Here is a 25,204-nt window from a genome sequence, read left to right on the forward strand (position 1 = left end):
GGCAGTCGCCACGGACCCTTGCGGACAGAACCTGACCGCAAGGGTCCGTAGTTTCGTCCTTGTCAGGAAGAAGGCGTCAGCCGGCAGACGTCAGTCAGCAGGCGTCAGGCAGTAGGCATACCGACGAGAGGCGGCCGTCCATGGTGAAGCACGTGGGACCCGAGGCACCCGGCGACGAGCGCGGAGCGCTCCTGTCCTTCATCGCCGAGCAGCGCGGCGGCATCCGGCGGGCCCTGCTCGGCCTGACGGCGGAGCAGGCCTCGTCCCGCCCCAGTGCGAGCGAGCTGTCCCTGGCCGGTCTGCTCAAGCATGTCGCCGAGGTCGAGCAGGGCTGGATCGCCCGGGCCAAGGGCGAGCCGCCGGCGGTGCACCGCGACGAGTCCAACTGGCACGAGTGTTTCGTGCTGGTCGGCGACGAGGACGTGGCATCGCAGCTCGCGTACTACGAGAAGGTGGCGGCCGAGACGGAGGCCTTCATCCGCGCGGTGCCCAGCCTCGACGACACCTTCGAGCTCCCGGCGACTTCCTGGAACCCGAAGGACGAGTGGCTCTCGATGCGCTGGCTGTGCCTCCACCTGATCCGCGAGACGGCACGGCACGCCGGCCACGCCGACATCATCCGCGAGTCGCTGGACGGCGCAACGGCCTTCGCGCTGGTGGCCGCGGAACAGCAGGCGGAGGCCGCGTCCTAATCTGGACCCCATGTCAGCGATCCGCCTGCTCGTGCTCGGCGCGGTCCGCCAGCACGGGCGGGCCCACGGCTACCAGGTCCGGGGCGACCTGGAGTACTGGGGCGCCCACGAGTGGTCCAACGCCAAGCCCGGCTCGATCTACCACGCCCTGAAGCAGCTGGCGAAGCAGGGGCTGCTGGTGGCGCACGAGATCGCCCCGTCCACGGCCGGTGGCCCGCCGCGCACGGAGTACGAGATCACCGAGCAGGGCACCGCGGAGTACTTCACCCTGCTCCGCCGGTCGCTCACCGCCTACGACCAGAAGCCGGACGTGCTCACCACCGCGCTCGGCTTCATGGTGGACCTCGGCCGCGAGGAGGCGCTGGGCCTCCTGGAGCAGCGGGTGCGGTCCATCGAGGAGTGGCGCGCGACCGTCGTCGGGGACTACCTGCCCGAGGGCGGCCCGGAGCAGCTCGGCCACATCGGCGAGATCATGAACTTCTGGGTCCACTCGGCCGACACGGGCGCCCAGTGGACCCGCGACCTCATCGAACGCATCCGCGCCGGCGCCTACACCTTCGCGGGCGAGGGAGATCCGTTCGTCGCCGTGCTGCCTGAGGACGGGAAAGACCGGTACGCGAAGGGGGAGCGGCACCCGGAGGACGACCACGGACCCGGGGCTTCAGTCCCGGGTCGTTGACCTGTGCGTGCGAAAAGGCAGGAGGTCAGGCCTCTCCGGCCGCGCGGGAGGGACGGTGAGAAGGCGCCCTTCGGGCACGGTGCCGCGTGAGGTGATCAACCAGCCTTCCAAGGCTTCGACGAGTTCGTCGGAGCCCAGAAGCAGAGCGGCGTGAGGCAGACGGGCCAGGTCCTCCATGGCCCGCAGGACATCGGCGAAGGGCTCGCGGTGCAGGGCGTGGGCCCGGCGTTCCGCACCATCGAGATCCCCCGTCACCACGTTCTTGTGCCAGGCGATCATCACATCGCAGCAGCCGATGAAAGCGTCCTGACGGCCGAGGACGAGTTCGGGTCGGTCGTTGAGGCCGAAGACCCGCAGCGTCTCCTCACCCTTTCGGGTCTTCGCGTCGAACCTCCCGCTCGCGAGCAGGAGGGTCAGGTGATCAAAAGGATCATCCACACTCGGGTCGATCAGAAGGCACTGCCCGAAGTCGTCACAGGGGTACTCTTCGCGTTTGTGGTTGCTGTTGCAGCGCGAACATGCCAGCAGGTGGTTGTGCCAGCAGAAGGTACGCAACGGCTGGCGCGACTTGGGTTCGAAGTGGTCGATGTCCGTGCCGACACTGTCCAGGCAGTACATGCACCGCTCCAGGCCCGGCGCCATCCTCAGCAGAAGTCGGCGGATACCGGCCTTGGCGTCGGTCCCGGCCTTCCACTGGTCCTGTGCGGCCTTACTGGTCGCCCCCAGCTTCCGAATCCGATCCGTACGGTCGGTGCACAGGCTCAGCAGTTCTGCGTCTGCGGGGAGCCGCCGTAAGGGAATCACCGGCCGCTCCCGAGTCGGGCCGCCACCTCGTGCGCTCGTGCCGAGCGGCTGCTGGTGAGCAGGGCGGCCAGCTCGCGGTACTCCTGGATCTCCCGCTCACTGGCCTCGCCCGAGTAGACCTTCTTCTCCAGGCGTACGAGCCTGCGGCGCGCCTCTTCCGCCCGGCTGGAGTACGGAGTCTCCAGCCCGAAGAGCTCGGACAGCACCGCGTCCTCGCCGCTGCCGTACACGATCCTCCGGTACAGCGCGTCGTCCACGACCTCCGGACCGCCCTGTTCCTCCGGGCCGGGCAGCCGGATCAGCCCGCCGGGATCGGCGGCCTGGCAGATGTACGGACTGTGACTGGTGACGATGAACTGGATCCGTGGGAAGTGCGCGCGCAGCCAGTCGCCTATGCGACGCTGCCACGTCACGTGGAGGTGGGCGTCCACCTCGTCGATGATCACCACGCCAGGCATCCGCACCACGGGGTGCCCGTCGTCGTCCAGGCCCGCGTCCAGAGTGCCGTATGCGTTCTGCACCTGCCGCACGATGTCCAGCACGAGCGAGGCCACGACCCGGAAGCCGTCGCTCGTCTCACGCAGGGGATAGGCACGCTCCCGGTCTCCGGCAGGGGAAATCCATAATCCGTCGGCGGTCACCCGCAGGGCGCGGTAGCCGTCCGGGAGCAGCCCGTCGGACAGTAACTGCATCACCGTGTCCAGCAGTTCGCCCGCGTCCCGCTGTTCCTCCAGGCTCCGGTGCCTGAGCTCCCGCAGCCAGGAGACGCCTTCGGCGAGCGACGCCTCCTCATGGAAGAGGGAGGCCATCCGGCCCGCCGGTCCGGGCGCGAGCATCAGTTGCTGGGCCTGCCCGCTGCCACCCGTCATCCGCCGGAAGGGGCCGTAGGCGGCGCAGAACCAGCCCTGGGGACTGTGAGCCCAGGGGCCGCGTGCGGCGGTTCTGGTCGCGTCCTCCCCGCCGCAGTCGGACGCCAGGTGAGGCTGCGGCGGAGCCCCGTAGCGCGGCAGGTCCGGGGCGTCCTTGGGTACCGTCCAGCGGAGCCCGAGGGTGAGGGGACCGTCATCCGGCCCCACGTCACGTCCGGTGAATCGGTCGACTGCGGGATCGGGCTGCACGTACGCCCGTGCCCAAGCGTCGCACTCACCGGTGCTGATCCAGCCGCCGAAGTCCTGCACCAGGGACCGCGCCACCTGCGGGCCCGCCAGAGACAGCGCCAGAGCCCGCAGCAACGTGGACTTGCCCGAGCCGTTGCGCCCGGCGATCACGGTCCAGCCGCCACCGTCACGGGGTGCGGTCAGAGGGAGTCGGTGCTCCACGGCACGCTTGCCTGTGAAACCTCTGACGTTCGACAATCCGATTCCGGATACGTACACCTGACCTCCCCTCAGCCCTCAGCCCGAAGCTTGGCCACCCTCTCACGGCGGACCGACATCGGGGGAGGGGCGGCCGTCAGGGCCGGAACTCGCTGTGACATCCGCGTATACGAGAAGACGGGCGCCCCTGCTCTCAGCGATGCGGCACACGTCGGTCAGGGCCTCGCTCATGCGAACGAGGAGATAGCGGAGCTGGACGGCGGTCACGTGCTCGTCGTCGAGCATGTCGGCGAGGTGGGCGAGAAGGTCGCCGGCCATGGCGAGTTGGACGCTCTCTGCGGTGTCGGCGGCCCGGGAGAGACGCCCGCTGCCGTCGGTCAGGAGATAGCAGGGCTTGCCATCGGGGCTCGCCCAGGGCAGGAGGCGGGCGGGGGTGAGGGCGTGGTGTGTCATGCGGTCAGTCCCAGGCAGTGCGTCGGGTGGGGATGCCGGTGCGCCGGCAGGTGGATGCGGATGCCCTGCGGGGCGATCAGCAAGGAGCGACGCCGGGCTTGTCGGCGCCGTTCCTGTTCTCGGCGTTCGTGCGCGATGAGGTAGGGGCGCACGAGGTTGTGGTCCTCGCCACGCAGGGGGCGCGCGCCGAACTGGTGAGGAGACGGTCCTTGGGTGGGCGGGGGCAGGGGCTCGTGTCCGTCCCGCGCGCCGAGCCGACGTCGGCCCGTACCGGGGGCGACGAGGCTGAGCAGCGGTTCGAGGAGGCGGGCGATGAGGCCGAGCATGGGATGACTCCGTGATCGATGTCGCGTTGTGTAGCGATCCGAGTACAGAGTGAATCGGCCCGTATTAGGCTCGCCAGGGGGTTCGAGGTGACAGAGCATTTGTCACAGAGGAGTTGATCTCGTGGGCACCAACTACGGCGACTGGCTCAAGGAACAGCGCGAGGCGGCGGGGCTGACGCAACAGCAGCTGGCCGAGGCGGCAGTCATGACTCGAACGCACATCGCGCATATCGAGGCCGGGCGCCGGGTGCCGTCACGGGAGGATGCGCGGAGACTCGACAACGCGCTGTGCACGGGAAATGTGCTGAGCAGCTTCCTGCCGCAGGAGGAAGTGGCGGTCGCCGACTACTTCGAGGCGGCCCGGCTGCTCGAACAACAGGCGGTGATGATCAGGGAGTTCGCTCTGTCATTCGTCCCGGGCATCCTGCAGACGAAAAGGTACGCGCGTGCGGTTCTGAGCACGTCGTTCCCTCCGGTGAGTGAAGAGGAACGTGACAGGCTCGTTGTCACACGCCTTGAGCGGGCCAAGATCCTGGACGACCCGGTGACGCCCGTAGTGTGGGCGCTGTTGGACGAGGCGGTGCTGCGGCGGGTCGTGGGTGGCCCGGGCATCATGGCGGAGCAGGTCATGCACATGGTTCGGCTAGCGGAGATTGGCCGGGTGCGAGTCCACGTGATGCCGTTCGACGTCGGCTTCCATCCGTTGATGGAGAGCATGCTCACGCTGATGGACTTCGAGGATCAGCCACCAGTGGCGTACGGCGAGGGTTCGCACATGGGCAAGCTCCACGATTCCCCGTCTGTGGTTCGGACGCTGGAGGGGCGTTACGCTCTGGCGCTGGGCGACGCACTGCCACTCAAGGAGTCCCTGGCCCTGCTCAGGGCCACAGCGAAGGACTATGAACACCATGACTGATCGCGTCATGTCCGATGCGGCGATAGCAGCAGGATGGCGAAAGTCCTCCCACAGCAACAGCGAGGGCGGCAGCTGCCTCGAAGTCCTCGACGGCCATCGCCGAGGCGTTCCCGTACGCGACTCGAAGAATCCCCACGGCCCGGCAGTGATCGTGCCTGCCTCCGCCTGGTCGGCGTTCGTCACTGCGGTCAGGAGTGGCGGCTTCCCCTCCTGACCGCCCGTTGACTCACGTCCACTCGTCCGCCTTGACCTCCGTCTGCTTCAGTACGCGGTCGATCGCGTCCGAGGCCTGGTCCGGCGGGTAGCCGTAGAGGCGGAGCAGCAGTTTCACCTTGCCCCGGATGCGGTCGCGGGCCTGGCCCTTGACGCGCCAGTCGACGGTGACGTCCTTGCGGACGAGTTCGCACAGCTTGTGGGCGATCTCGGCGAGGACGCCCTGGCCCAGCTCCAGCGCGGAGGGGTTGTCGGCGACGGCGTCGTAGAACGCCAACTCGTCCTCTGTCAGCCCGAGCTCCTTGGCGCGGGAACGGTCGGCGGAGATCGTGCGGGCCAGATCGACGAGCAAGTCCATGACCTCGGCGGAGCTGAGGAGGCCGTTGTGATAGCGGTTCATGACCTCCTGCATCTTCTCGGTGAAGGTCCGCTGACGTACGACGTTGCCTGGATGGGCGTCCCTGATCTCCTTCTTGATGGCCCGCCGCAGAGCCTCGATGGCCAGGTTGGGATGCCGGCTGGCCCGCATCTGCTGGACGAAGTCCTCGCCCAGGTGGGACAGGTCGGGCTTGGTGAGCCCGGCGGCGTCGTAGATGTCGACGACACCGTCGGCGGCGACGACTTCGGCGTTGAGCTGCCTGACGAGCCGGTTCACGTCGGCCTCGGTGGCGAGTCCGTCGACGCGACGGTCGTCGACGGTGAGCTTCTGGCGAGACGTGCGGACCGAGGAGTAGAACCGGATGTCTGGAAGAAGGTCCTGGACGTCCGGGTGGGTGGAGCAGAGGGAGAAGGACCGGGACAGCAACTGTGCGTAGTGCATGAACAGTTGGTGGCGGGTGGGCTTGCCGGGCTCCAGGTCCGGTTCGGCTTCCTTCAGGAACTCGAGGACGTCGTAGAGGGCTTCCTTGTAGCCGTGGGCGTCGAGGGTCGAGCGCCAGGGGCAGGGACGCAGTACTTCCCCGATCCGCTGGTGCGTGCGCCGTACGGACGCGCACGCCTCCTCGACGGGGGCGCCGATAGTCCGGTTCTCCTGGTCGGGGGCGGAGTACTCGCGGAGGGCGTCCGTGAGTTCCTGGGCCACGCCGAGGAAGTCGACGACGAGGCCCGAGGGCTTCTCACCCCAGGTGCGGTTGACGCGGGCGACGGCCTGCATGAGGGCCGCGCCGCGCATCCGGCGGTCGAGGTAGAGGGTGTGCAGGGGCGGGGCGTCGAAGCCGGTCAGCCAGAGGGACTGGACGATGGTGAGTTCGAGTTCGTCGTTCTCCTCCTTGTCCACCACGCGCTTCTGGATCCGCTTGAGCTGGGTGGGCGTGCGGACGTAATCGGCGACGTCCGGGTTGTCCTCGTGACCGGGGTTGCCGGTGAAGACGACGCGTACCTTGCCGGTGTCGTCCGGGTAGAGGCCGCTGACCGGGTCCCGCTCGCCGGCCCACTCCGGGCGGCGGCGGGCGATGGCGTTGAAGAGGCGGGCGGCGATGGCACGGGAGGAGCACACGATCATGCCCTTGCCGGGACGGCCGGTGAGCTTGAGCATTTCCTTGCGGCGGGTGTCCCAATGCTCGAGGATCGTCTTCGAAAGCTCCTCTATCCGCTCGTCGGCGCCGATCAGGTCCTCGAAGGAGGCGAACCGGCGCCGGGCACGCTTCTGTTCGGCCTCTGTCAGCCCTTCCACCAGGCCCTCTGCCTGGGCGTCGAGGTCGTCGAGGTCGATGTCGTCGGGAAGCTTGACCTTGTGGAGGATCGCCTCGTAGTAGACGGGGACGGTGGCGCCGTCGTCCACGGCCTGGGTGAGGTCGTAGGTGTGGATGGTGGGACCGAAGACCCGCTCGGTACTGCCGGTGGCGTTGTCGATCGGGGTGCCGGTGAAGGCGATGAAGGTGGCGTGTGGGAGGGCATCGCGGAGGTTGCGGGCGAAGCCGTCCTCGAAGTCGTAGTGACTGCGGTGGGCCTCGTCGACGACGACGATGATGTCGTGACGCGGGGAGATGACGGGATGCCTGGCGCCAGCCTTCCGCTCGGCCGGGCTCACGCGGAACTTCTGGAGCGTGCTGAAGACGACCCCGCCGCCGCTGGTGTCCCGAGTGAGGAGGTCCTTGAGCTCCTGGGCGTTGTGTGCCTTCTCGGGTTCGCCGGTGATCCGGTGCAGGCTGTGGCTTCTGGCGAAGGTGCCGAAGAGCTGGGTGTCGAGGTCGATACGGTCGGTGAGGAGCAGGATCGTCGGGTTCGACAGCTTGGGGGTACGGGCCACTTTGCCGGTGTAGAACAGCATCTCCTCGCTCTTACCGGCGCCCTGTGTGTGCCAGACGACGCCTGCCTTGCCGTCCGTCGCGGCAGCTGACTCGGTGGCGGCCACGGCCTCGCGCACGGCGAAGTACTGGTGGGCTTTGGCGAGCTTGACGGTGTCGACGTCGGCGCCGGTGCCTTCGGCGGAGTAGGAGAGGTAGGAGCCGATCAGGTCCAGGAAACGGTCGGGTTCGAGCGGGCCCTGGATTATGCGCTCCAGGGCGCGTCCGTCCTGCCACTGCTTCTTGCGGAGCAGGGTTCCGTCCTCGTCGGCGTGCCAGGGGGCCATGTGCTGCCAGGGCGTGAAGGGGGTGCCGAGGCCGGCGGTTATGCCATCGGAGGCGACGGCCAGGAGCAAGGTCCTGAAGACCCCGTCGTTGCGCAGCTCCCGCCGGTAGTTCCGGATCTGGTCGTAGGCCTTGCGGGAGTCGTCGGGGCCGCTGGCCTTCTTCAACTCGATGATGCCGAGGGGGAGTCCGTTGACGTACAGGACGATGTCGAAGACGAACTCCCGGCCACGGGAGGTGCTGCGTACGCGGACCTGGGAGGCGGCGACGAGGTCGTTGCCGTGGGGATTGGAGAAGTCAACGACGCGGACGGTCTCGTGCCGGTCGGTGTCGGTGAGAGGGTCCCGGTAGGAGACCTTCACGGCGTCCATGGTGAGACGGCGGTAGAACAGCCAGTTCTGGCGGAGGTCGGAGCCGGGCGACTGCTTGAGCAGTTCGTCGATGGCGGCGGTGACGGCTGTCTCGGGCAGGTGGGGGTAGCGGGTGGCGATGGCGGTGCGCAGACGGGGGTAGAGGATCAGGTCGTCCCAGGACTTGCGCTGTCCGTGGGCGGGCCCGAGGTCCTTCCCGTCGACATGCAGCCACCCGAACTCCCCGAGCTGCTCCAGCGCGATGTGCTCCCAGTCCTTCTCGGAGAAGGAGAGCGCTTCGGCGTGGGAGGCGGCAGCCTCGGAGTCGGGGGGCGGCTGCTCGTCGGGGTCCACGCTCATACGGCGTCCTCCACGACTCGTTCGGCGTCCTTGATACGAAGCTTGCCGGTGACCAGCTGGGGGAGGAGGGTGTCGCGGAGGGCGGTAAGGGCGCGGTTCTCCCGCTTCGTAGCGCTTGCCCGCTCGACGAGCGGTACCACGGACTGGGCGAAATCAGCGGCGGCGCTGTCGGTCGGGAGCTTGACGCTCAGATTGGCGATTCGGTCTGTTGCCAGTCGGCCAGTGCCATGCCCTGCGAGGTCCACGTAGCTCAGGATCTCTGGTGTCATCGACTTGATGGCCAGGAAGAGTGCGACCGGGTTGATCCCGGTGCGGGGGATGAGCGCCTTGCAGTCCTGCCCGAAAGCGACCTCTCTTTGAGTGAGCCCGACGCGGAACTCCGACGTCAGACTCATGCCGCGGACAACGAAGATGATGCTGCCTGCGGGGACGAGACGAGTCCCGTTCTGGGCACCCTCCGGAGTCACTTTGCGGTCCGAGTCATCAATCCACGGTGACTTGAGACTTGCGGCAGAGATCCAGGGGATGTCTCCGCCCCAGTAACTGGGCTCGCTGGTCTTCGGTGTACCTCCAGAGAACCACCGCGCGGTCTCGGAGAGCGTGACCCCGACCCAGCCCTGGGGAGACGACGACTCGCGAATATACAAAGTCTCTGCCAGTTCAGCAGCTGTCTCGGCGATCCGGTCGTTGACGGCGATCTTGTCGTCCAGGGCGCCGAGGACTTCGGCGACGGCTCTTTGTTCGAAATCTGGAGGAATGAGAAGTCGGAGTTTTCTGGCGGATCCAATGTTGAAATGTTGCTGGACGGCTCCCACGGTGTGTGCGTGGATGAAAGATCTTGCCGTAGCGTTGATCGCGTAGCAGAGGAAAGAGGGGTTCACGTGTGAGCTCGGACGAGCGATGATTACGTCAGAGCAGTTCGCCGGACCCATTCCGTCCGGGATCAATGCCGCAGCGCCAGGGGATCCGGTGCGTACGATGATGATGTCATTGGCGTGTAGCTGGGATTTCGCCAGCTTCTGGTGAAATGACTCTGTCGTGAAAGCCATATCGGAAAGGTCCAGGCGTCCTGGCTTGACGTTCTTGGAGCGCAGAAACGGGATTCCGGAGCGGACATATTCGCTGGCCATTGGGCCGACGTGGCCAACGGTGAGAGTGGAACACAGGTCAGACAGGAAGTAGCTGCGCCAACCTTCCATCACACCCTCCCCAACTGCTCACGCACCGTAGCCTCCAGGCGACCCGACTCCTCGAACAGCCCGAACAGCTCCTTGCTCAGCCGCGCCACCCGTTCCTCCACCGGTTCCGCGTCCGGGTCCTCCTCCGGTTCCGCGGTCCCCACGTACCGCCCCGGTGTCAGCACGAACTCGTGCTCCCGCAGCTCCTCCAGCGACACGCTCCGGCAGAACCCGGGTACGTCCTCGTACGCGCCGGCGTCCGAACCCTCCGCGCCCCGCCACGCCCTGAACGTCCCCGTGATCCGGGCCAGTTCCTCGTCCGTCAGCACCCGCTCCGTGCGCGAGGCCATGACGCCCAGCTCCCGGGCGTCGATGAACAGCACCTCGTTCTTCCGACCCCGCACCCACTTCGAGTGCCGCCCCTTGCCATCCCCCAGGAACCACAGGCACACCGGAATCTGCGTCGACCGGAACAACTGGCCCGGCAACGCCACCATGCACGCCACCAGGTCGTCTTCGACCATCGCGCGCCGGATGTCGCCCTCGCCGCCCGACTTGCTGCTCATGGAACCGTTCGCAAGGACGATGCCCGCCCGGCCGCCCGGCGCGAAGTGGCTGACCATGTGCTGGATCCACGCGAAGTTCGCGTTGCCGACCGGCGGGGTGCCGTACACCCACCGGTCGTCCACGCCCAGCAGTTCCCCGCCCCAGTCGGAGATGTTGAACGGCGGGTTGGCCATGACCACGTCGGCCCGCAGGTCGCCGTGCTGGTCGTCGCGGAAGGAGTCGGCCGGGCCCTCGCCGAGGTCGGCCTCGATGCCGTGGATCGCGAGGTTCATGTGGGCCAGGCGCCAGGTCGTGAGGTTGCGCTCCTGGCCGTACACGCCGACGTTCATGCGGTCGCCGCCGTGCGTCTCCACAAACCGCTCCGCCTGCACGAACATGCCGCCCGAGCCGCACGCGGGGTCGAGAACCCGCTCGCCCTCCTCCGGCTCCAGCATCTCCACGAGGAGCTTCACCACGCTCGGTGGGGTGAAGTACTCACCGCCCTTGCGGCCCTCCTGGAGCGCGAACTGTTCGAGGAAGTACTCGTACACCTCGCCCATGAGGTCCCGCGCCCCGACCCGCTGCCCGTCCTCGCCCACCTGGGCCTGGAAGGTGAGCCGGTCGAGCAGCTTGACCAGCCCGGCGAGGGTCGTCTCGTCGACGCGGCCGCTGTTGTACTGCTGGGGCAGCGTGCCCTTCTTCAGCGAGGTGTTGAACTTCTCGATCGTCTCCATGGCCGTGTCGATGACCTTGCCGAGGGTCGGGTCCTCCAGCGTGCCCTTGGCACGCTCCAGGACGGTCTCCCAACGGGCCGTCGGCGGGACGTAGAAGATCCCGGCGCCGGTGTAGAGCTCGCGGTCCTCCACGATCTGCGGGATCGCGGACGCCGGGGGCGCCCCGTCGAAACCGAGTTCCTCCAGCAGCCAGCCCCCGGGCCGCAGCCCCTCCTCCAGATGCGCCCGCTTCTCCTCCATGGCGGCCGACACGTACTTCAGGAACACCAGCCCGAGCACGAAGTGCTTGTACTCGGCGGCGTCCAGGCTTCCGCGCAGCTTGTCGGCGGACTTCCAGAGGATGGACTTCATGTCCTCCGGCTTGGCTTCCTTCTTCTTCCTTGGCGGCACGGGACCCTCACTTCTCTCGACTCACTGCGAAACACTCACCGCGTAGCACCGCTGCGCACTCGACTCCGGCTCCGACCGTGCCGGACCACCCCTACTCCCACCGCCCCCGTCACTGACTCCGCAACGCCAGCACCCCGTCGGCGGCTCCAGCCGACACCCGCTCCGCGAGCCGGTCCAACGCCTCCAACTGCCGTCGCACATCAGCCCGCAGCCGCTCCGTCTCGGTCAGGATCGCCTCCAGCTCGGCAATCTCCTCCGGCGGCAGCTGCGGCAGATCCATGTCGCGCACGCTCACCCGGCGAACGAGCGAACCACTGCCACGATGCTGGTTGCGGGGAGCCTGGAGAAGACGGGCCAAGGAGTGCGGACGCATCCACAATCCGCCGGGAGACACCGGCCCACCCCGGGCGGCGTTGCGGATGTGCTCCCGATAGGCCGTGATGCGCACCCCCTGCACGGGTGCCAGCAGGACGCACCCGCCGGCCGTGTCGACCAGGCAGCGTGCCCCGTGCTCGGCGAGCAGCAGCACGTCACCCAGCTCGGTGACCTTCGCGGACGGATAGGCCGCGAGGTCCTCGGGTGCGATACGCCGTGCCCCCAGCGGCAGTTCGCCGAGCATCTCCTCACGCCCGACGACCGGCAGGCCCGCCTCGCCGATGTGCTCCGCCTTGACACGATGCCCGTTGAGCAGCCTCAACTGGCCCGCCTTCAGGAGGACGTCGAGCTTCCGGTGCCGTACCGGCGTGTGCGAGTCCCGTCGGCTGACGTTCATGTCGCCCACCCAGTCCCGTAGGCCGGGAAGGGCGGCGGCGACGGCCCGGCGCGCGGTGAGCGTCTCCTCGAAGTGGTCGACGTGCGCCTCGGGCGCCGCCAGCCGGTGGGCTGGGAGAACCGAGCGGTTGTCCAGCAGCTGCTCGCGGCCGGGGCCGGACGCCCGTATGTTGACACGCTGCGCGTCCTGAGGGTCGTAGGTGCCGGTGTTCTCAGGCCGTTCCTCGCCGGGCTCGGGAACCACGCCGGGGCGCATGAGCTCGACCACCTGTTCGCCCCACGTCTCGGCCTTCCCGCCCGTCCGCTGGGAGATCCGGTCGGCGTCGACGAGGAGTACCGAGCGGGGCTCCGGGGACGGTGGGCGCAGCACCAGCAGGGCGTACTCCGCTCCCGTGCGGAACGGATGGATGCGGCGCGGGAGCTGGACGATCGCTTCCACGCAGCCTCTGTCCAGCAGGGCCTCGCGCGTGCTGACGGTCGGCGTACGGACGGAGGCCGGTCCGGTGCCGCTGGTGCGGGTCAGTGTCCAGGTGGGGACGACGACGTAGGCGCGGCCTTCCGGCCGCAGCCGGCGCGCGGCTTCCAGCGCCCACCACAGCGGTCCCTCGGCATCCCGCTCCCGCTCACCTGACACGTAGGGCGGGTCGGCCAGCACCAGGTCGGCGGTCGAGAAGTCGTGTGGTTCGACGGGGGCCTGGTTCCAGGCGCGTAGGGTGTCGAGGTCCGAGGGGGAAGCGCAGACGTCGGCGGCCCCGGCTTCGTAGCAGAGGAGCCGGTAGCGCAGCAGTTTGCGCAGCAGCGGGTCGGGCTCCACGGCCACGAGTTCGCCGTGGCCACGGAGGCCCTCGTACGGTCCACCGCCCATCCCGAGCAGCAACTCGCCAAGCCCCGCGCACAGGCTGATCGTCGAACGCTGGTCCGGCCCGCCCTCGTTGGGGCCGATCAGCGCGGCGACCAGTGCGACGACTCCCCGGGGCGTGATGTCCATGACGAGGTCGGATTCGAGCCGCCTGGCGATCTCCAGGCCCTCGTCGTCGAGACCGAGCAGCGCGTCGGCCGCCCAGCCGGGTGCGCCGATCTCGTCCATGAGGTCGTGAGCGGCGCGGACGACATCGGGATCGGCTGCCTCGTACTCCGGGAGGAGTTCCGCGGGGAGCGCCTCGGTGATCCAGTCCTTGCCCTCCGCCGACATCGCGATGACGGCGAGTGCCTGTGAGATCAGCGTCTCCGCTGAGCCCAGCCGGTGTTTGAGCGCGACCAGGCCGCGCAGCCGCAGGGCGCGGCGGAAGCGGTCGCCGTACGTTTCCAGGCGGCCGTTCTCATCGGGTTCGGCGTCGGGGACGGTGCGCAGATCGAGCCAGTCGGCGATCTCGGCCGCGTCGAAGAGAGGCTTGCTCTCGCTCCCTGCACCCGTCAGGGGGGCGGGAAAGGGGATACGGGGGTCGCCGGGGCCGCCCACGACCTCCCGGGAGAACCGCCGCCGCCAGTTGCTGACGGTGGGGCGGCCAACCCCGGCGAGTTCCTTGATCTCACCGAGCGAGACGGGGGTGTGGGACGGGGCCGGTACGGGGCCGGGCCCGGGCGGGGTCTCCGGATCGGGCGTGGCGGGGCGGTTCCATGACATGTACGTGGGCTTCGGCCGGGACACGCCGACCTCACAGCCGGATCTGCTCGGCACCGGCCAGCACGAGCGGCTTGCGGGCGAGCACTTCGGGGATCTGGCTGAATCGCCGGTGCAGTGCCGCCTTCTCGGGTGACACGTACTCCAGGAGCTGGAGCAGCGTTTCGTAGTCCATCTCCAGATGGCGGTGGCAGATGCGCTCGTGGTGACCGATGCGGTTACGGAAACGGCGTACGTGGTCCAGTTGCTGCTGGAGCGCTCCGCGCCTGCCCCGGTAACCATGGAAGGCGTGGCGGAGGGCGGGGTTCCAGAACTGCATCTCGTAGTTCTGGCCCCGACCGGTCAGGCCGACCCAGAAGCCGAGCGTCAGCTTGGCGACCATGTCGTCGGGCGTGACGCCGGACCCCAGTTCCTGCTGAAGGGCAAGCTTTGCGCTGCGGACCTGTTGCAATCCCTTGGTCGTCAGCCGGACCCGCGGTGACTCCCACCAGTCGGAGCGGCCGTAGCGGCCGGCCAGCCTGGAATGGAACGCGTTACGCATCGAGACTTCGAAGTCGCGGAGCGCGCTCAGGAACGCGCGCGATGCCTCACCGTCCCAGTAGTAGAGCCGAAGGGCGACGAGAGGGTCCCCGCCGCACTCGTTGAGATACGGCTGGAATCGCTCGGCCGAGATCGCGTCCGAGATCCGCTTGACCTCTTCTTCCGTCACCACTGTGCCCCCTGAACGAACGGTTCCGTGTTACCTTCGGAGGCGTGAGCCCCGGAGTACTGTCACTGCTTTGCACACAGCCCGGGGCACAGCTATGTCCGGACCTGTAATGCCAACCTGAGCGAACGGGCGCACAGCTGTTCCAGGGACGACCGCCTTCGTCGCCTCTCAGTGCACGTAACAGTACGACGTTGGATAGTAGATGTCTAGCGCCGGGTGAGAAGGGGGGTTCTCACCCGGCGCTAGCGTTTGGGAGTGCACTCCTTGGATGGAGCGGCTATCAATGGTGGAACCCGGTCGCCGCCCCCTTGTCCCTGGTCAGGGGACCCGCCTGCCGGCGCAGTTCCGGCAGCAGCCGTTCCAGGTCCTGGGTGAGCAGCTCGGCGAGGTCCGCGGAGAAGCCGTTGCGGCACACCACGCGCAGCACGGACAGATCCTCCCGGTGCGGCGGGAAGGTGTACGCGGGCACCAGCCAGCCGCTCTCGCGCAGCCGCCGGGAGACGTCGAAGACGTCGTACGACGTCACGTCCGGCGCGGTCGTGAAGGCGAACACCGGCAGCTGGTCGCCCCGGGTCAGCAGCCGGAAGTCGCCGAGCGCCTCGACGCGTGCGGCCATGCCCGTGGCCACGTCCCGCGCGGCCTGCTGCACGGCCCGGTAGCCGTCCCGGCCCAGCCGCAGGAACGTGTAGTACTGCGCCACGACCTGCGCGCCCGGCCGGGAGAAGTTGAGCGCGAAGGTCGGCATGTCGCCGCCCAGGTAGTTCACCCGGAAGACCAGCTCCTCGGGCAGCGCGTCCGCGTCCCGCCACAGCGCCCAGCCGACCCCCGGGTAGACCAGCCCGTACTTGTGCCCCGAGGTGTTGATCGACGCCACCCTCGGCAGCCGGAAGTCCCACACCAGGTCCTCGTCGAGGAAGGGCGCGACCATGGCGCCGGACGCCCCGTCGACGTGCACGGGGATGTCGAGCCCGGTCCGCTCCTGCACCGCGTCCAGCGCCGCGCACAGCTCGGCGACCGGCTCGTAGGACCCGTCGAAGGTCGAGCCCAGGATCCCCACGACCCCGATGGTGTTCTCGTCGCACAGCTCGGCCGCGGCCTGCGGGTCCAGATGGAACCGCTCGCCCTCCATGGGCACGAGACGGGCCTCCACCTCCCAGAAGTTGCAGAACTTCTCCCAGCAGACCTGCACGTTCACGCCCATCACCAGGTTGGGCCGGGCCGCCGGGTACCGGTCGGCGTTGCGCCGCGTCCAGCGCCGCTTCAGCGCCATCCCGGCGAGCATGCACGCCTCGCTCGACCCGGTCGTCGAACACCCCACGGCCGCCGCCGGGTCGGGCGCGTGCCACAGGTCGGCGAGCATCGCCACGCAGCGCCGCTCCAGCTCGGCCGTGCGCGGGTACTCGTCCTTGTCGATCATGTTCTTGTCCCGGCACTCCGCCATCAGCAGCCCGGCCTCGGGCTCCATCCAGGTGGTGACGAAGGTGGCGAGGTTCAGCCGCGCGTTGCCGTCGAGCATCAGCTCGTCGCGCACCAGCTGGTGGGCGGTCGCCGGTGTCACGGGCTGGTCCGGGAGCCGGTGCGTGGGCGGGGCCTCGGCCATGTCGCCGACCGGGTTGGCGGGGCCGTAGAAGGGGTTGACGGACAGCCGGCGTTCGCCGGACTGGCGGGGTCCTTCGTTGAGCGGCAAGGGAGCCTCCAGGGGTGGGAACGAGAACGGGAAGGTGAGGTCATCGCAGCGGCGACCCGTCGTCCCGCAGCTGCATCTGCGGCCGTCCCGTCACCAGCAGCCAGGCCGGCAGCGAGGCGATGCAGAGCAGGGTGAGGATCCCAGGCGAGGCGACCAGCACCGCGGCGACGAAGAGGCTGATCCAGCCCTGCCGGGTGATGGCCAGCAGCACCCCGAGCACCCCGGCGGCCACGCCCACCGACGGATGCACGCCGGACACCAGGGCGTGCGCGCACAGACCGAGCGCGGTGCCCACGAACACGGCCGGGAAGATCCGTCCGCCGCGGAACCCGCAGGACGCGGCGACGAGCATCGCGGCCAGTTTCACCACCGACATGACGGCGAACTCCCCGGCCGACCAGCCGTCCGGGTCGTGCGCCAGCTCGGCGATCTCGTCGAGCCCCTTGAACAGCGTCAGATGGCCGCCCAGGGCCGCGAGGCAGCCCAGCACGATCCCGCCCGCCGGGAGCATCAGCATCGGGTGCCGCAGCCGGCGGAAGGCCCCGTGGACGTACGGGAGCGCGCGTACGGCGCACATGCCGAGCAGCGCGCCCACGCAGGCCACCACGACCGCCGCCAGCATGTCCGTCCAGCCCGGCTGACCGAAGGGGGGCAGGTCCAGGTCGAAGCTCGGGTGGTCGATGAGCACGGCGGTCTGGGCACCGGCCGCGGCGGCGGTCAGCGGCGCGAAGAGGTTGTCCCACAGCAGTCCGCGCGTCTTCTGCCGGGTCAGGACCTCGGAGATGACGAGGGCCGCCCCCACGGGCGTGCCGAACAGGGCACCGAGCGTCGCCGCCTCCGCCAGCGCCGGCCAGATCCGGCCCGGCGCCCGGGGGATGAGCCGGCCGCCCAGCCAGACCGCGACGCCGACGTTCACGGCGATGATCGGGTTCTCCGGGCCGAGGCTCGGCCCGCCGGCCAGCATCAGCGCGGTCGCCAGCAGCAGCCCCGGCAGCACCACGGGCGGCAGGACCGGGGCGTCCAGGCCGAGGGTGGCCGGATCGGGGCCCGCGTGCCCCGGCACCTTCCACACCACGAGACCGACCGCGACTCCGGTCGCGAACAGCACCGCGAACATCCACGCAACGGAGTACCGGCCGACCCCCAGCGCGTCCGGCACGGTCTGCCACAGCACGTCCTCGAGCTGCTCGGCGGCGATCTCCACCCCCACCAGAAGCAGGCTGGAGATCACTCCCACGGCCAGGGCGGGCAGGATCGACGGCAGCAGGGTGCGGGCGGGGGTCGACGGGGTGACGGAGCGCGCCCTGTCTTCGGTGTCCTGGACCACGGGCACACGATAAACGGATCAAACGGAACAAACCGGAAACACGCTTGCACCTCACGTGGCGTGAGGCCCGACCGTGAATCCCACAGCAACAAGAGAAGGGAGCGGAAGTGAGCTACTCCGTGGGACAGGTCGCGGGCTTCGCCGGCGTCACGGTGCGCACGCTGCACCACTACGACGACATCGGCCTGCTCGTCCCGAGCGAACGCAGCCACGCGGGCCACCGGCGTTACAGCGACGCCGACCTCGACCGGCTGCAGCAGATCCTGTTCTACCGCGAGCTCGGCTTCCCCCTCGACGAGGTCGCCGCCCTGCTCGACGACCCGGCAGCGGACCCGCGCGCCCACCTGCGCCGGCAGCACGAACTGCTGACCGCCCGGATCGAGAGGCTGAGCAAGATGGCGGCGGCCGTGGAGCACGCCATGGAGGCACGCACGATGGGCATCGACCTGACACCCGAGGAACGCTTCGAGGTCTTCGGCGACAAGGACCCCGAACAGTACGCCGAGGAGGCCGAGCAGCGCTGGGGCGGCACCGAGGCCTACGCCGAGTCACAGCGCCGGGTCGCGAGCTACACCAAGGAGGACTGGAAACGCATGCAGGCCGAGGTGGCCGACTGGGGCGAGCGCTACAACGCCCTGCTGGACGCCGGTGAACCCGCGACCGGCGAGACGGCCATGGACCTGGCCGAGGAACACCGGCAGCACATCTGCGGCTGGTTCTACGAGTGTTCGTACGACGTGCACCGCTGCCTCGGTGAGATGTACGTCGCCGACGAGCGCTTCAAGGCGTTCTACGACTCCATGCGCCCGGGCCTCGCCGAGCACCTGAAGGACGCGATCGCCGCGAACGCGGACCGCCACCGCGCCGGGTAAGAAGCGCGCAAAAAGGGAGAGCGCTTAATTTGCGCGAGCCCTCTTGCTTCTTCAGGTAATGCGGCGACCGCCCGCCCAGCAGTCAATCTACTCATAACTTTAGGCCGGAAGGGGCGTGTTAGTTTCGAGCAAAGCGGGGGGAGCGCTTGTGGCGAGTCATGTGAAAAACGTGAGCCCGGACGTGAGGGGCCCGAACGGCGCGGAGTCGGTGGCGAGCGTCGCCAGAGCGCACACCGGGCTGCTGCTCACCGGCGTGCTGCTCGGCCTGCTGGGGGTGGGCGCCTCGCTCGCCCAGCCCTGGGCCATCGGCAACCTGATCGAGGCCGCGGGCGGGGGAGCCTCGATGACCGGCCCCGTCGCCCAGCTCGTCGCCCTCTTCTGCGCGGGCGCGCTCTTCTCCTCGCTCCAGGCCTATGCCATCGGGCGGGCCGGGGAGAATATCGTCCTCGACGTTCGGCGGATCCTGGTCGGCCGGCTTCTGCGCGCCGATCTCACCGCGTTCGGAAAAGAGTCGCAGGGCGATATCTTCACCCGCACGGTCACCGATACGTCCCTGGCGAGAATTGCCCTCGCGCAGAGTCTCGCCCAGCTGATCGTCAGCGGCGCCACGGTCATCGGCGGCATCGTGCTGATGTTCCTCATCGATCTGTGGCTGATGGTCATCACCATGAGCTGCCTGGGGACCGCCAGCATCGTCTCCGTCACGCTCGCCCGGAAGCTGCGCAAGGCCGCTCTGCGCAACCGGGACGACACGGGCGCCTTCGCCGGCGGCATCCAGCGCGTGCTCTCCGCGCTGCCCACGGTGAAGGCGTCCCGCGCGGAATCCCGTGAGGCCGCCCGCATCGGCGAACTGGCCGAGAGGACGCGGCGCTCCGGCATCCGGGTCAACGCCTACAACGCACTGCTGACGCCCTCCATGAACGTCGGCACGCAGGGCGCCCTGGCCGTCGTCGTGGGCGTCGGGATGGCCTGGGTGGCCCGCGGCGAGATGGACATGGCCAGTCTGACCACGTTCATCATGTATCTGTTCCAACTGGTGTCGCCGCTGGTGATGCTCTTCATGGGGGTGGGCCAGCTCGTCCAGGGCCGGGCCGCCATCCAGCGGGTGGACGAACTCGCCCGCCTGCCCCAGGAGGGCGACGGTACGGCCGGAGCGGCGGGCTCCGCGGCCTTCGGGCACCTGGCCCCGCACTGGCCGGCGGTCGAGTTCCACGACGTGCGCTTCGCCTACCGCCGAGGGAAGCAGGCGGAGCGGACACCGGTCCTCGACGGCGTCTCCTTCAGCGTGCCGACCCGGGGGCTGACGGCGGTGGTCGGGCCTTCGGGCGCGGGCAAGACCACCATGTTCCAGCTGCTCGAACGCTTCTACCCGGTGGACGGCGGCCTCGTCCGGCTCGGCGGACAGAACGTCGAGGCGCTGCCCCTCGACACGGTCCGCGGGCTGGTGGGCTACGTCCAGCAGGACAGCGCGGCCATGCGCGGCACCATCCGGGAGAACCTGACCTACGCCAACCCCCACGCCGGTGACGACGCCGTCCGGGAGGCGGTGGCGATGGCCGGCCTCACCTCGGTGATCGCCCAGCTCCCGCGCGGCCTGGAGACCGAACTCGGCGACCAGGGCAGCGGGTTGTCCGGCGGACAGCGCCAGCGCCTGTGCATCGCCCGCACCCTACTCCAGCGGCCCGCGGTCATGCTGCTGGACGAAGCCACCTCCAACCTGGACTCCGACTCGGAGCGGGACTTCCGCGAGGTGCTGCGCCGCGTCTCCGGGCGGTGCGCGGTCATCGCCATCGCCCACCGCATCTCCACGGTGATCGACGCCGACCAGATCGTGGTGATGGAGGCGGGCAGGGTCCGGGCCACCGGAGTGCACCAGGACCTGATGGAGCGCGACGAGCTCTACCGGCGCCTCGCCGGTTCGCAACTGCGCGCCGAGCCCGGCCTCGCCGCCCCGGCGGCCCGCCCGGTACCGGTGGAACCGTGGTCGCCCCCGCCCTCCATCGCGGTCGGCTGGCCGTCGTACGCCGGACTCGCCGAGCAGACCTTGCAGCTTCGGCCCGTCAAGAGTGAGGAGCACTGGTGAGTACCACCGACGTCGCCATCGTGGGCACCGGACCCAACGGCCTCGCGGCCGGCGTGGTCCTGGCCCGTGCCGGTCTGCGCGTGGAGCTCCACGAGGCGGCCGAGAGCATCGGGGGAGGGCTGCGCACCGCCTCGCTCTTCGACTCCGGGGTGGTGCACGACCTGTGCTCCGCCGTCCACCCCATGGCCGCCGCCTCCGCGTTCTTCCGCGCGTTCGACCTGCCGGCCCGCGGGGTCGAGCTCCTGCATCCCGAGATCAGTTACGCCCATCCGCTGGACGGGGGCCGTGCCGCCCTGGCCCACCGCTCACTGGCGAAGACGTGCGAGCACCTGGGCGCCGACGGCCCCGGCTGGCGCCGGCTCATGGGCCCGCTGCTCGAGCGCAGCGAAGAGGTCGTCGACCTCGTCCTGACCGGACCGCGCACCCTGCCGCGGACCTCAGCGGCGGCCCTGCTGCTGGCGCGCCGGGCAGCGGTCCACGGCAGCGGGCTCGGCGCGGCGCTCTTCCGCGGCGAGGAGGCGCCCGCCCTGCTCACCGGTGTCGCCGCGCACGCCGTCGGCAAGCTGCCGAGCCTGGCGTCCGCGGGGGTGGCCATGCTGCTGGGCCATCTGGCGCACGGGACGGGGTGGCCGCTGCCGCGCGGTGGCAGCGGACGTATCGCACAGGCGCTGGCCGACGACATCACGGCCCACGGCGGCGTCTTCCACACCGGACACCACGTGACGGACCTGGCCGAACTGCGCGGCGCACGCGCGGTGTTGCTCGACACCAGCCCCAAGGGCCTGCTGGCTCTCGCGGGCGGCCGGCTGCCCCGTGCCTACGCGCGCGCTCTGGAGCGGTTCCGCTACGGCCCGGGCGCCGCCAAGGTCGACTTCCTGGTCTCCGAGCCGATCCCCTGGGCCGACCCGGCGGTGGGCCGCGCCGGAACCGTGCATCTGGGCGGCACGCATGCCGAGATGGTGCGCCAGGAGACGGCGAACGCCCGCGGAGTGCGTACCGGGGAGCCGTTCGTCCTCGTCGTGGACCCGGCGGTGGCCGACCCCGGGCGTGCCCTGCCCGGCAAGCGCCCGGTGTGGGCGTACGCGCATGTGCCGAACGGCGACCCCACCGACCCCTACGACCTGGTCCGGGCGCGGATCGAGCGCTACGCCCCCGGGTTCGGGGACACCGTCGTCGCCCACCGTTCCGTCGCCGCCGCCGCGTACGAGGCCTACAACCCCAACTACGTGGGCGGGGACATCGGTTCCGGGGCGATGACGCTCTACCAGAGCATCGCGCGGCCCCTCCCGCGCCTCGACCCCTACCGGACCCCGCTGCCCGGAGTCTTCCTGTGCTCCTCGTCCACTCCTCCGGGCCCCAGTGTGCACGGAATGTCTGGATACCTGGCCGCCCTCTCCGCACTCCGGCATTGTTTCGGGATATGTGAGGTACCCGACTTGGCGCCCGATTCGGCACCACTTGCATTCCGGCGTCCCGGATAAATGCGCGGCGCGCTCCTTGGGAATCGGTGACCAAAATCCATGGAACTGGCCATATCGCTTTGGTACGGTGGTGCCAACGAAGCTCCCCACAAGCTCCGTTGAGGCGTTACGCCGTCTGACCATTCTCTTGCCCGGCTCCAACTCCTCGGCTTCATGACGCTCCCATCGGTATGGCAGTGGGGACATCACGAACGGGGGTTCCGTGGTAACCGGAGTTGAAGACATAGGGTACGGCAGGCAGTTCGAAGGGTGGTACGACCGGCTGATCCCGGACGACAGGATTACCGCCGAGGCTGTAAAGGGGTTGCAGGCGCGCCATCCCGCTCCCGAGGCGGGGACCCTTGAATTCGGTGTCGGCACCGGCCGGATCGCCATTCCACTGTCCCGGAGCGTCGGCCGGGTGACCGGCGTCGACTCCTCTCCGGAGATGCTGGACGCGCTGCGCGTCAAACTCAAGGACGGCGGGGACGTCACCCCGGTCCACGGGGACATACGCACCTACACCTCGGAGTCCCGCTACGGAATGGTGTACTGCGTCTGCGCGACCTTGTCGTGCCTGACCACTCCCGAGGACCAGCGACAGGCCGTACGACGCGCTGCCGACCTGCTCGTTCCCGGTGGACGGCTGCTCATCGAGACGCACAACAAGCCGCCGATCCTGGACCTTCACGAGGGCCGGACCCGCGCCACCTACTTCGTCCCCTACCCGGAGCCCGGGACGGGTGTGCAGACCCACTCCACCCTGCTCGACGGCGGTCTGTGGCACTGCTCGCACATCCTGTACCAGGCCGACGGCACCACCCGGGTGGGCAGTGAACTCACCCGGCTGACGACCCCGGAAGACGTCGACGGCTACGCCCGCGCGGCCGGTCTGGAGCCCGAGGCCCACCTGTCCCGCTGGGACGGCACCCCTTACAGCCACGAGGCGCCCATGTTCATGTGCTCCTACGTCAAACCCTGAGCGCACTGCACACAGCACACGGTTGGCTATGAGGGGGTTGCACGTGGGGCGTCCGCCAGTACTTCCGGTAGACAAGAAACTCGGCCTGGTGGTCAGAGTGATGAGCGGCGAACTGACAGCGGCCGAAGCCGCACGGGAAGCAGGGGTGTCCGAGCAGTCGGTGTCGAACTGGCGCCGGCAGTTTATTGAGGGCGGCCGCAGCGGCCTGGCCGGCGAGGGTGGAAGACCCACCGAGGAAGCGTCCCGGATGGCCGAGCTGGCAAAAGAGAACGCCATGCTCAAGGTGACGATCGGCGAACTCTACATGGAACTGCGGAAATACGGCCGGAGCGCGGCCTTGCGCCCGCCGCAGCGACGTGAAGGAACCCGCCCGGGTCGGCTCGTCAACTAACCCATAAATTGAGCCCGGGATTGCGTGTTAGCGTTCCGGGCAGACAGTCACTTCACATCACGGGGGAGGGAATGTGGCGTCTTTGGAGCGCCAGTTTGCCATCGGCATTTCTGGATTGGCCGGCGCCAGCCTGCTGGCCGGTGCGGTAACGAGATTCACTGGAAAGCGCGAGCGTGCGCGCCGCTACCAGCTGCACGAGAGACCGGACGGAAGTCTCGTCGAGGTCGACGTCCATGTTCCTCCGCGGGCACAGCGCGCCGTTCTGCTCGACAACGGCATGGGTGCGCCCCAGGAATACTGGGACTGGGTCTGCGGCGCACTTCCCTCGGACATGGCGTACGTGCGGTTCAACCGCCCCGGCTACGGGCTCAGCACGCCGGACACCCGGTACGGCCTGGACCCGCACTTCGAGCTGTTGCAGGAACTGCGCGACACCTACCTGGCCGGCCTTCCGGTCGTGCTGGCGGGCCACTCCCTGGGCGGCTACCTCGTCGCGGCCTATGCCGCGCTGCATCCGGACGCGGCCGAGGGCGTGACCCATGTGGTCATGATCGACGCCACCGAAGTGGTCAGCCTGCGCCACGCCCGCCGAACCGACGTCGACCGCTGGTCCAACCAGCGGATGGTGATGGAGCAGGTGTTCGCCGGCACGGGTCTCTCGGTCTTCCGCCCGGCCATGAACCGGAACCAGCAGTACCGGCCGGACGTCAACCGGAGCTACCGGGCCTTCCAGACGACCCCCCGCACCTGGGCCACGGCCCATCGGGAGTACCGGGACGCGATGACCTATCCGCAACTGACCGATCTCGACTGCCCGCTGACGGTCATCACGGCGGAGAACAACATCGGCGACAACACCCTGCACGCCGGCATCCAGGCCAGGCTGGCCGTCATCTCCCAGCGGGCCCGGCACCACTTCGTCGCCGGCTCCGATCACGAATCCCTGCTCTCCGTGCGGCCGCACGCCGAAGAGGTGGCGGAGCTGATCGTCGGCGAACCGCCCTCCGAGCCGCTCGGGACGTCGTGGCGGCCGTCCACCAAGGGACTCCGGGCCGTTGACAGCGCTGCGGAGCGGGAGGAGGAGTTGGCATGATCATGTTGCCGAACACCGAACGCGTGAAGGTCGCCGCCGTCACGACGTCGCTCGCCGTATGGCTGGTCGCGACGGCCGTGGCCCAGATCCCCGAGCAGCGCTTCGACGGTCTCCTGCGCCGCGGGAAGCTGCGCATCCCGACCCCGAACTGGCGCTTCTTCGGGCCGAACCCCGGCGTCAAGGACAACCACCTTCTCTACCGCGACCTCGACGACGGCAAGCCCGGTGAGTGGACAGAGGTCCCGATCGTCCAGGACCGGCCGTGGTACGCACTGGCCTGGAACGCCCGCAACCGCAGCCCGAAGGCCCTCTTCGACGCCACCCAGCACGCCCTGACCCATGCGGTCGCCTTCGGATCCGAGGTGCTTCCGGTGACGACGGCGACCGGGTACCGGCTGCTGGCCCGCTACATCCAGCTCCACCTGCCGCATGCCGAGGGCGCCTCGCACAGCCAGTTCATGCTGCTGCACTCGTATCCCACCAGTCCGGAAGACCGGAACATCGAACCCGTCTTCGTCTCCATGGAATTCCCCCTGGAGGGAGACGTCACCCCGGCTGACGCGCCTTCGCGCATTGCCGCCTAGCGAGTCGATCAACCCCCTCGACTGGAAGCCGCGAACTCACTCGGCACCCTCGTGCCGCGTGAGTCCGCGCCCTCCCGCCGAACGGCTGGAGAACTCG

The 25,204-nt window shown here is 69.1% G+C and carries 23 protein-coding genes; 11 read left to right on the forward strand and 12 right to left on the reverse strand.

Annotation, left to right across the window (positions count from 1 at the left end; all coding sequences use genetic code 11):
* Positions 1 to 140 precede the first annotated feature (140 nt).
* Positions 141 to 692 carry a DinB family protein gene (locus tag ACZ6I3_RS25800; protein WP_469417722.1) on the forward strand — a complete coding sequence of 184 codons (552 nt, stop codon included), beginning with the start codon at positions 141 to 143 and terminating at the stop codon, positions 690 to 692.
* 10 nt (positions 693 to 702) lie between these two features.
* A complete protein-coding gene (locus ACZ6I3_RS25805) occupies positions 703 to 1,371 on the forward strand; it encodes a PadR family transcriptional regulator (RefSeq protein WP_469417723.1) in 669 nt (222 codons plus the stop codon).
* On the opposite strand, the gene ACZ6I3_RS25810 is transcribed toward ACZ6I3_RS25805, so the two are convergent.
* The 4 genes from ACZ6I3_RS25810 to ACZ6I3_RS25825 form a co-directional block, all read right to left on the reverse strand.
* On the reverse strand, positions 1,354 to 1,989 hold the full coding sequence (locus ACZ6I3_RS25810; RefSeq protein WP_469417724.1) for an HNH endonuclease family protein: 636 nt from the start codon (positions 1,987 to 1,989) through the stop codon (positions 1,354 to 1,356). The genes ACZ6I3_RS25805 and ACZ6I3_RS25810 overlap by 18 nt on opposite strands.
* Positions 1,990 to 2,171: 182 nt before the next feature.
* On the reverse strand, positions 2,172 to 3,551 hold the full coding sequence (locus ACZ6I3_RS25815) for an AAA family ATPase (RefSeq protein ID WP_469417726.1): 1,380 nt from the start codon (positions 3,549 to 3,551) through the stop codon (positions 2,172 to 2,174).
* 42 nt (positions 3,552 to 3,593) lie between these two features.
* Positions 3,594 to 3,944 carry a hypothetical protein gene (locus ACZ6I3_RS25820; RefSeq protein WP_469417727.1) on the reverse strand — a complete coding sequence of 117 codons (351 nt, stop codon included), beginning with the start codon at positions 3,942 to 3,944 and terminating at the stop codon, positions 3,594 to 3,596.
* Complete coding sequence (locus ACZ6I3_RS25825; RefSeq protein ID WP_469417729.1) at positions 3,941 to 4,270, reverse strand: hypothetical protein; 330 nt, start codon at positions 4,268 to 4,270, stop codon at positions 3,941 to 3,943. The genes ACZ6I3_RS25820 and ACZ6I3_RS25825 overlap by 4 nt, the downstream gene beginning before the upstream one ends.
* Positions 4,271 to 4,391: 121 nt before the next feature.
* Here ACZ6I3_RS25825 and ACZ6I3_RS25830 point away from each other — a divergent pair, with 121 nt between their 5' ends.
* The gene (locus ACZ6I3_RS25830; protein WP_469417731.1) at positions 4,392 to 5,186 is read left to right on the forward strand and encodes a helix-turn-helix domain-containing protein; all 795 of its coding nucleotides are present in this window, start codon (positions 4,392 to 4,394) and stop codon (positions 5,184 to 5,186) included.
* Between the two features lie 7 nt (positions 5,187 to 5,193).
* Positions 5,194 to 5,400 (forward strand): DUF397 domain-containing protein, encoded by a 207-nt coding sequence (locus ACZ6I3_RS25835; protein ID WP_469417840.1) that lies wholly within the window; start codon positions 5,194 to 5,196, stop codon positions 5,398 to 5,400.
* 12 nt (positions 5,401 to 5,412) lie between these two features.
* On the opposite strand, the gene ACZ6I3_RS25840 is transcribed toward ACZ6I3_RS25835, so the two are convergent.
* The 7 genes from ACZ6I3_RS25840 to ACZ6I3_RS25870 all read right to left on the reverse strand — a co-directional run bounded on the left by ACZ6I3_RS25840 (position 5,413) and on the right by ACZ6I3_RS25870 (position 17,642).
* The gene (locus ACZ6I3_RS25840; protein WP_469417732.1) at positions 5,413 to 8,679 is read right to left on the reverse strand and encodes a type I restriction endonuclease subunit R; all 3,267 of its coding nucleotides are present in this window, start codon (positions 8,677 to 8,679) and stop codon (positions 5,413 to 5,415) included.
* Positions 8,676 to 9,878 carry a restriction endonuclease subunit S gene (locus ACZ6I3_RS25845; protein WP_469417733.1) on the reverse strand — a complete coding sequence of 401 codons (1,203 nt, stop codon included), beginning with the start codon at positions 9,876 to 9,878 and terminating at the stop codon, positions 8,676 to 8,678. The genes ACZ6I3_RS25840 and ACZ6I3_RS25845 overlap by 4 nt, the downstream gene beginning before the upstream one ends.
* Positions 9,878 to 11,527 carry a class I SAM-dependent DNA methyltransferase gene (locus ACZ6I3_RS25850; RefSeq protein ID WP_469417734.1) on the reverse strand — a complete coding sequence of 550 codons (1,650 nt, stop codon included), beginning with the start codon at positions 11,525 to 11,527 and terminating at the stop codon, positions 9,878 to 9,880. Before ACZ6I3_RS25850 ends, ACZ6I3_RS25845 begins: the two co-directional genes overlap by 1 nt.
* Positions 11,528 to 11,636: 109 nt before the next feature.
* Entirely contained in the window at positions 11,637 to 13,922 is a 2,286-nt protein-coding gene (locus tag ACZ6I3_RS25855; protein WP_469417735.1) for a hypothetical protein, read from the reverse strand.
* A 31-nt stretch (positions 13,923 to 13,953) separates the two neighbouring features.
* The gene (locus ACZ6I3_RS25860; protein WP_469417736.1) at positions 13,954 to 14,628 is read right to left on the reverse strand and encodes a hypothetical protein; all 675 of its coding nucleotides are present in this window, start codon (positions 14,626 to 14,628) and stop codon (positions 13,954 to 13,956) included.
* Positions 14,629 to 14,908: 280 nt separating this feature from the next.
* Entirely contained in the window at positions 14,909 to 16,315 is a 1,407-nt protein-coding gene (locus ACZ6I3_RS25865; RefSeq protein ID WP_469417738.1) for a glutamate decarboxylase, read from the reverse strand.
* Between the two features lie 40 nt (positions 16,316 to 16,355).
* Entirely contained in the window at positions 16,356 to 17,642 is a 1,287-nt protein-coding gene (locus tag ACZ6I3_RS25870; protein ID WP_469417739.1) for an ion channel protein, read from the reverse strand.
* Positions 17,643 to 17,749: 107 nt separating this feature from the next.
* Here ACZ6I3_RS25870 and ACZ6I3_RS25875 point away from each other — a divergent pair, with 107 nt between their 5' ends.
* The 5 genes from ACZ6I3_RS25875 to ACZ6I3_RS25895 all read left to right on the forward strand — a co-directional run bounded on the left by ACZ6I3_RS25875 (position 17,750) and on the right by ACZ6I3_RS25895 (position 23,430).
* Positions 17,750 to 18,514 (forward strand): MerR family transcriptional regulator, encoded by a 765-nt coding sequence (locus ACZ6I3_RS25875; RefSeq protein ID WP_469417741.1) that lies wholly within the window; start codon positions 17,750 to 17,752, stop codon positions 18,512 to 18,514.
* A gap of 169 nt (positions 18,515 to 18,683) precedes the next feature.
* Positions 18,684 to 20,597 (forward strand): ABC transporter ATP-binding protein, encoded by a 1,914-nt coding sequence (locus ACZ6I3_RS25880; RefSeq protein WP_469417742.1) that lies wholly within the window; start codon positions 18,684 to 18,686, stop codon positions 20,595 to 20,597.
* Positions 20,594 to 22,078 carry a phytoene desaturase family protein gene (locus ACZ6I3_RS25885; protein ID WP_469417743.1) on the forward strand — a complete coding sequence of 495 codons (1,485 nt, stop codon included), beginning with the start codon at positions 20,594 to 20,596 and terminating at the stop codon, positions 22,076 to 22,078. Before ACZ6I3_RS25880 ends, ACZ6I3_RS25885 begins: the two co-directional genes overlap by 4 nt.
* 202 nt (positions 22,079 to 22,280) lie before the next feature.
* Positions 22,281 to 23,039 (forward strand): class I SAM-dependent methyltransferase, encoded by a 759-nt coding sequence (locus tag ACZ6I3_RS25890; protein ID WP_469417745.1) that lies wholly within the window; start codon positions 22,281 to 22,283, stop codon positions 23,037 to 23,039.
* Between the two features lie 28 nt (positions 23,040 to 23,067).
* Positions 23,068 to 23,430, forward strand: coding sequence for a transposase (locus ACZ6I3_RS25895; protein WP_469417747.1), 363 nt, complete (start codon positions 23,068 to 23,070; stop codon positions 23,428 to 23,430).
* A gap of 52 nt (positions 23,431 to 23,482) precedes the next feature.
* Here the strand turns inward: ACZ6I3_RS25895 and ACZ6I3_RS25900 are convergent, their stop codons facing one another.
* Complete coding sequence (locus ACZ6I3_RS25900) at positions 23,483 to 23,665, reverse strand: hypothetical protein (RefSeq protein WP_469417852.1); 183 nt, start codon at positions 23,663 to 23,665, stop codon at positions 23,483 to 23,485.
* On the opposite strand from ACZ6I3_RS25900, the gene ACZ6I3_RS25905 reads away from it, so the two are divergent.
* Both ACZ6I3_RS25905 and ACZ6I3_RS25910 read left to right on the forward strand, forming a co-directional pair.
* Positions 23,621 to 24,523, forward strand: coding sequence for an alpha/beta fold hydrolase (locus tag ACZ6I3_RS25905; RefSeq protein ID WP_469417841.1), 903 nt, complete (start codon positions 23,621 to 23,623; stop codon positions 24,521 to 24,523). The two genes, ACZ6I3_RS25900 and ACZ6I3_RS25905, sit on opposite strands and share 45 nt — an antisense overlap.
* Positions 24,520 to 25,107, forward strand: a complete 588-nt coding sequence (locus ACZ6I3_RS25910) for a hypothetical protein (RefSeq protein ID WP_469417748.1) — start codon at positions 24,520 to 24,522, stop codon at positions 25,105 to 25,107. The genes ACZ6I3_RS25905 and ACZ6I3_RS25910 overlap by 4 nt, the downstream gene beginning before the upstream one ends.
* The last annotated feature ends 97 nt before the right edge of the window (positions 25,108 to 25,204 follow it).

The organism is Streptomyces sp. NPDC041940 (assembly GCF_055589465.1).

What these genes read in the sequence shown, in the direction of transcription:
- ACZ6I3_RS25800 (WP_469417722.1), top strand. Translation starts at nt 141, where the DNA reads ATGGTGAAGCACGTGGGACCCGAGGCACCCGGCGACGAGCGCGGAGCG.
- ACZ6I3_RS25805 (WP_469417723.1), top strand. Translation starts at nt 703, where the DNA reads ATGTCAGCGATCCGCCTGCTCGTGCTCGGCGCGGTCCGCCAGCACGGG.
- ACZ6I3_RS25810 (WP_469417724.1), bottom strand. Translation starts at nt 1,989, where the DNA reads ATGTACTGCCTGGACAGTGTCGGCACGGACATCGACCACTTCGAACCC.
- ACZ6I3_RS25820 (WP_469417727.1), bottom strand. Translation starts at nt 3,944, where the DNA reads ATGACACACCACGCCCTCACCCCCGCCCGCCTCCTGCCCTGGGCGAGC.
- ACZ6I3_RS25825 (WP_469417729.1), bottom strand. Translation starts at nt 4,270, where the DNA reads ATGCTCGGCCTCATCGCCCGCCTCCTCGAACCGCTGCTCAGCCTCGTC.
- ACZ6I3_RS25835 (WP_469417840.1), top strand. Translation starts at nt 5,194, where the DNA reads ATGTCCGATGCGGCGATAGCAGCAGGATGGCGAAAGTCCTCCCACAGC.
- ACZ6I3_RS25840 (WP_469417732.1), bottom strand. Translation starts at nt 8,679, where the DNA reads ATGAGCGTGGACCCCGACGAGCAGCCGCCCCCCGACTCCGAGGCTGCC.
- ACZ6I3_RS25845 (WP_469417733.1), bottom strand. Translation starts at nt 9,878, where the DNA reads ATGGAAGGTTGGCGCAGCTACTTCCTGTCTGACCTGTGTTCCACTCTC.
- ACZ6I3_RS25855 (WP_469417735.1), bottom strand. Translation starts at nt 13,922, where the DNA reads ATGTCATGGAACCGCCCCGCCACGCCCGATCCGGAGACCCCGCCCGGG.
- ACZ6I3_RS25895 (WP_469417747.1), top strand. Translation starts at nt 23,068, where the DNA reads ATGAGGGGGTTGCACGTGGGGCGTCCGCCAGTACTTCCGGTAGACAAG.
- ACZ6I3_RS25900 (WP_469417852.1), bottom strand. Translation starts at nt 23,665, where the DNA reads ATGGACGTCGACCTCGACGAGACTTCCGTCCGGTCTCTCGTGCAGCTG.
- ACZ6I3_RS25910 (WP_469417748.1), top strand. Translation starts at nt 24,520, where the DNA reads ATGATCATGTTGCCGAACACCGAACGCGTGAAGGTCGCCGCCGTCACG.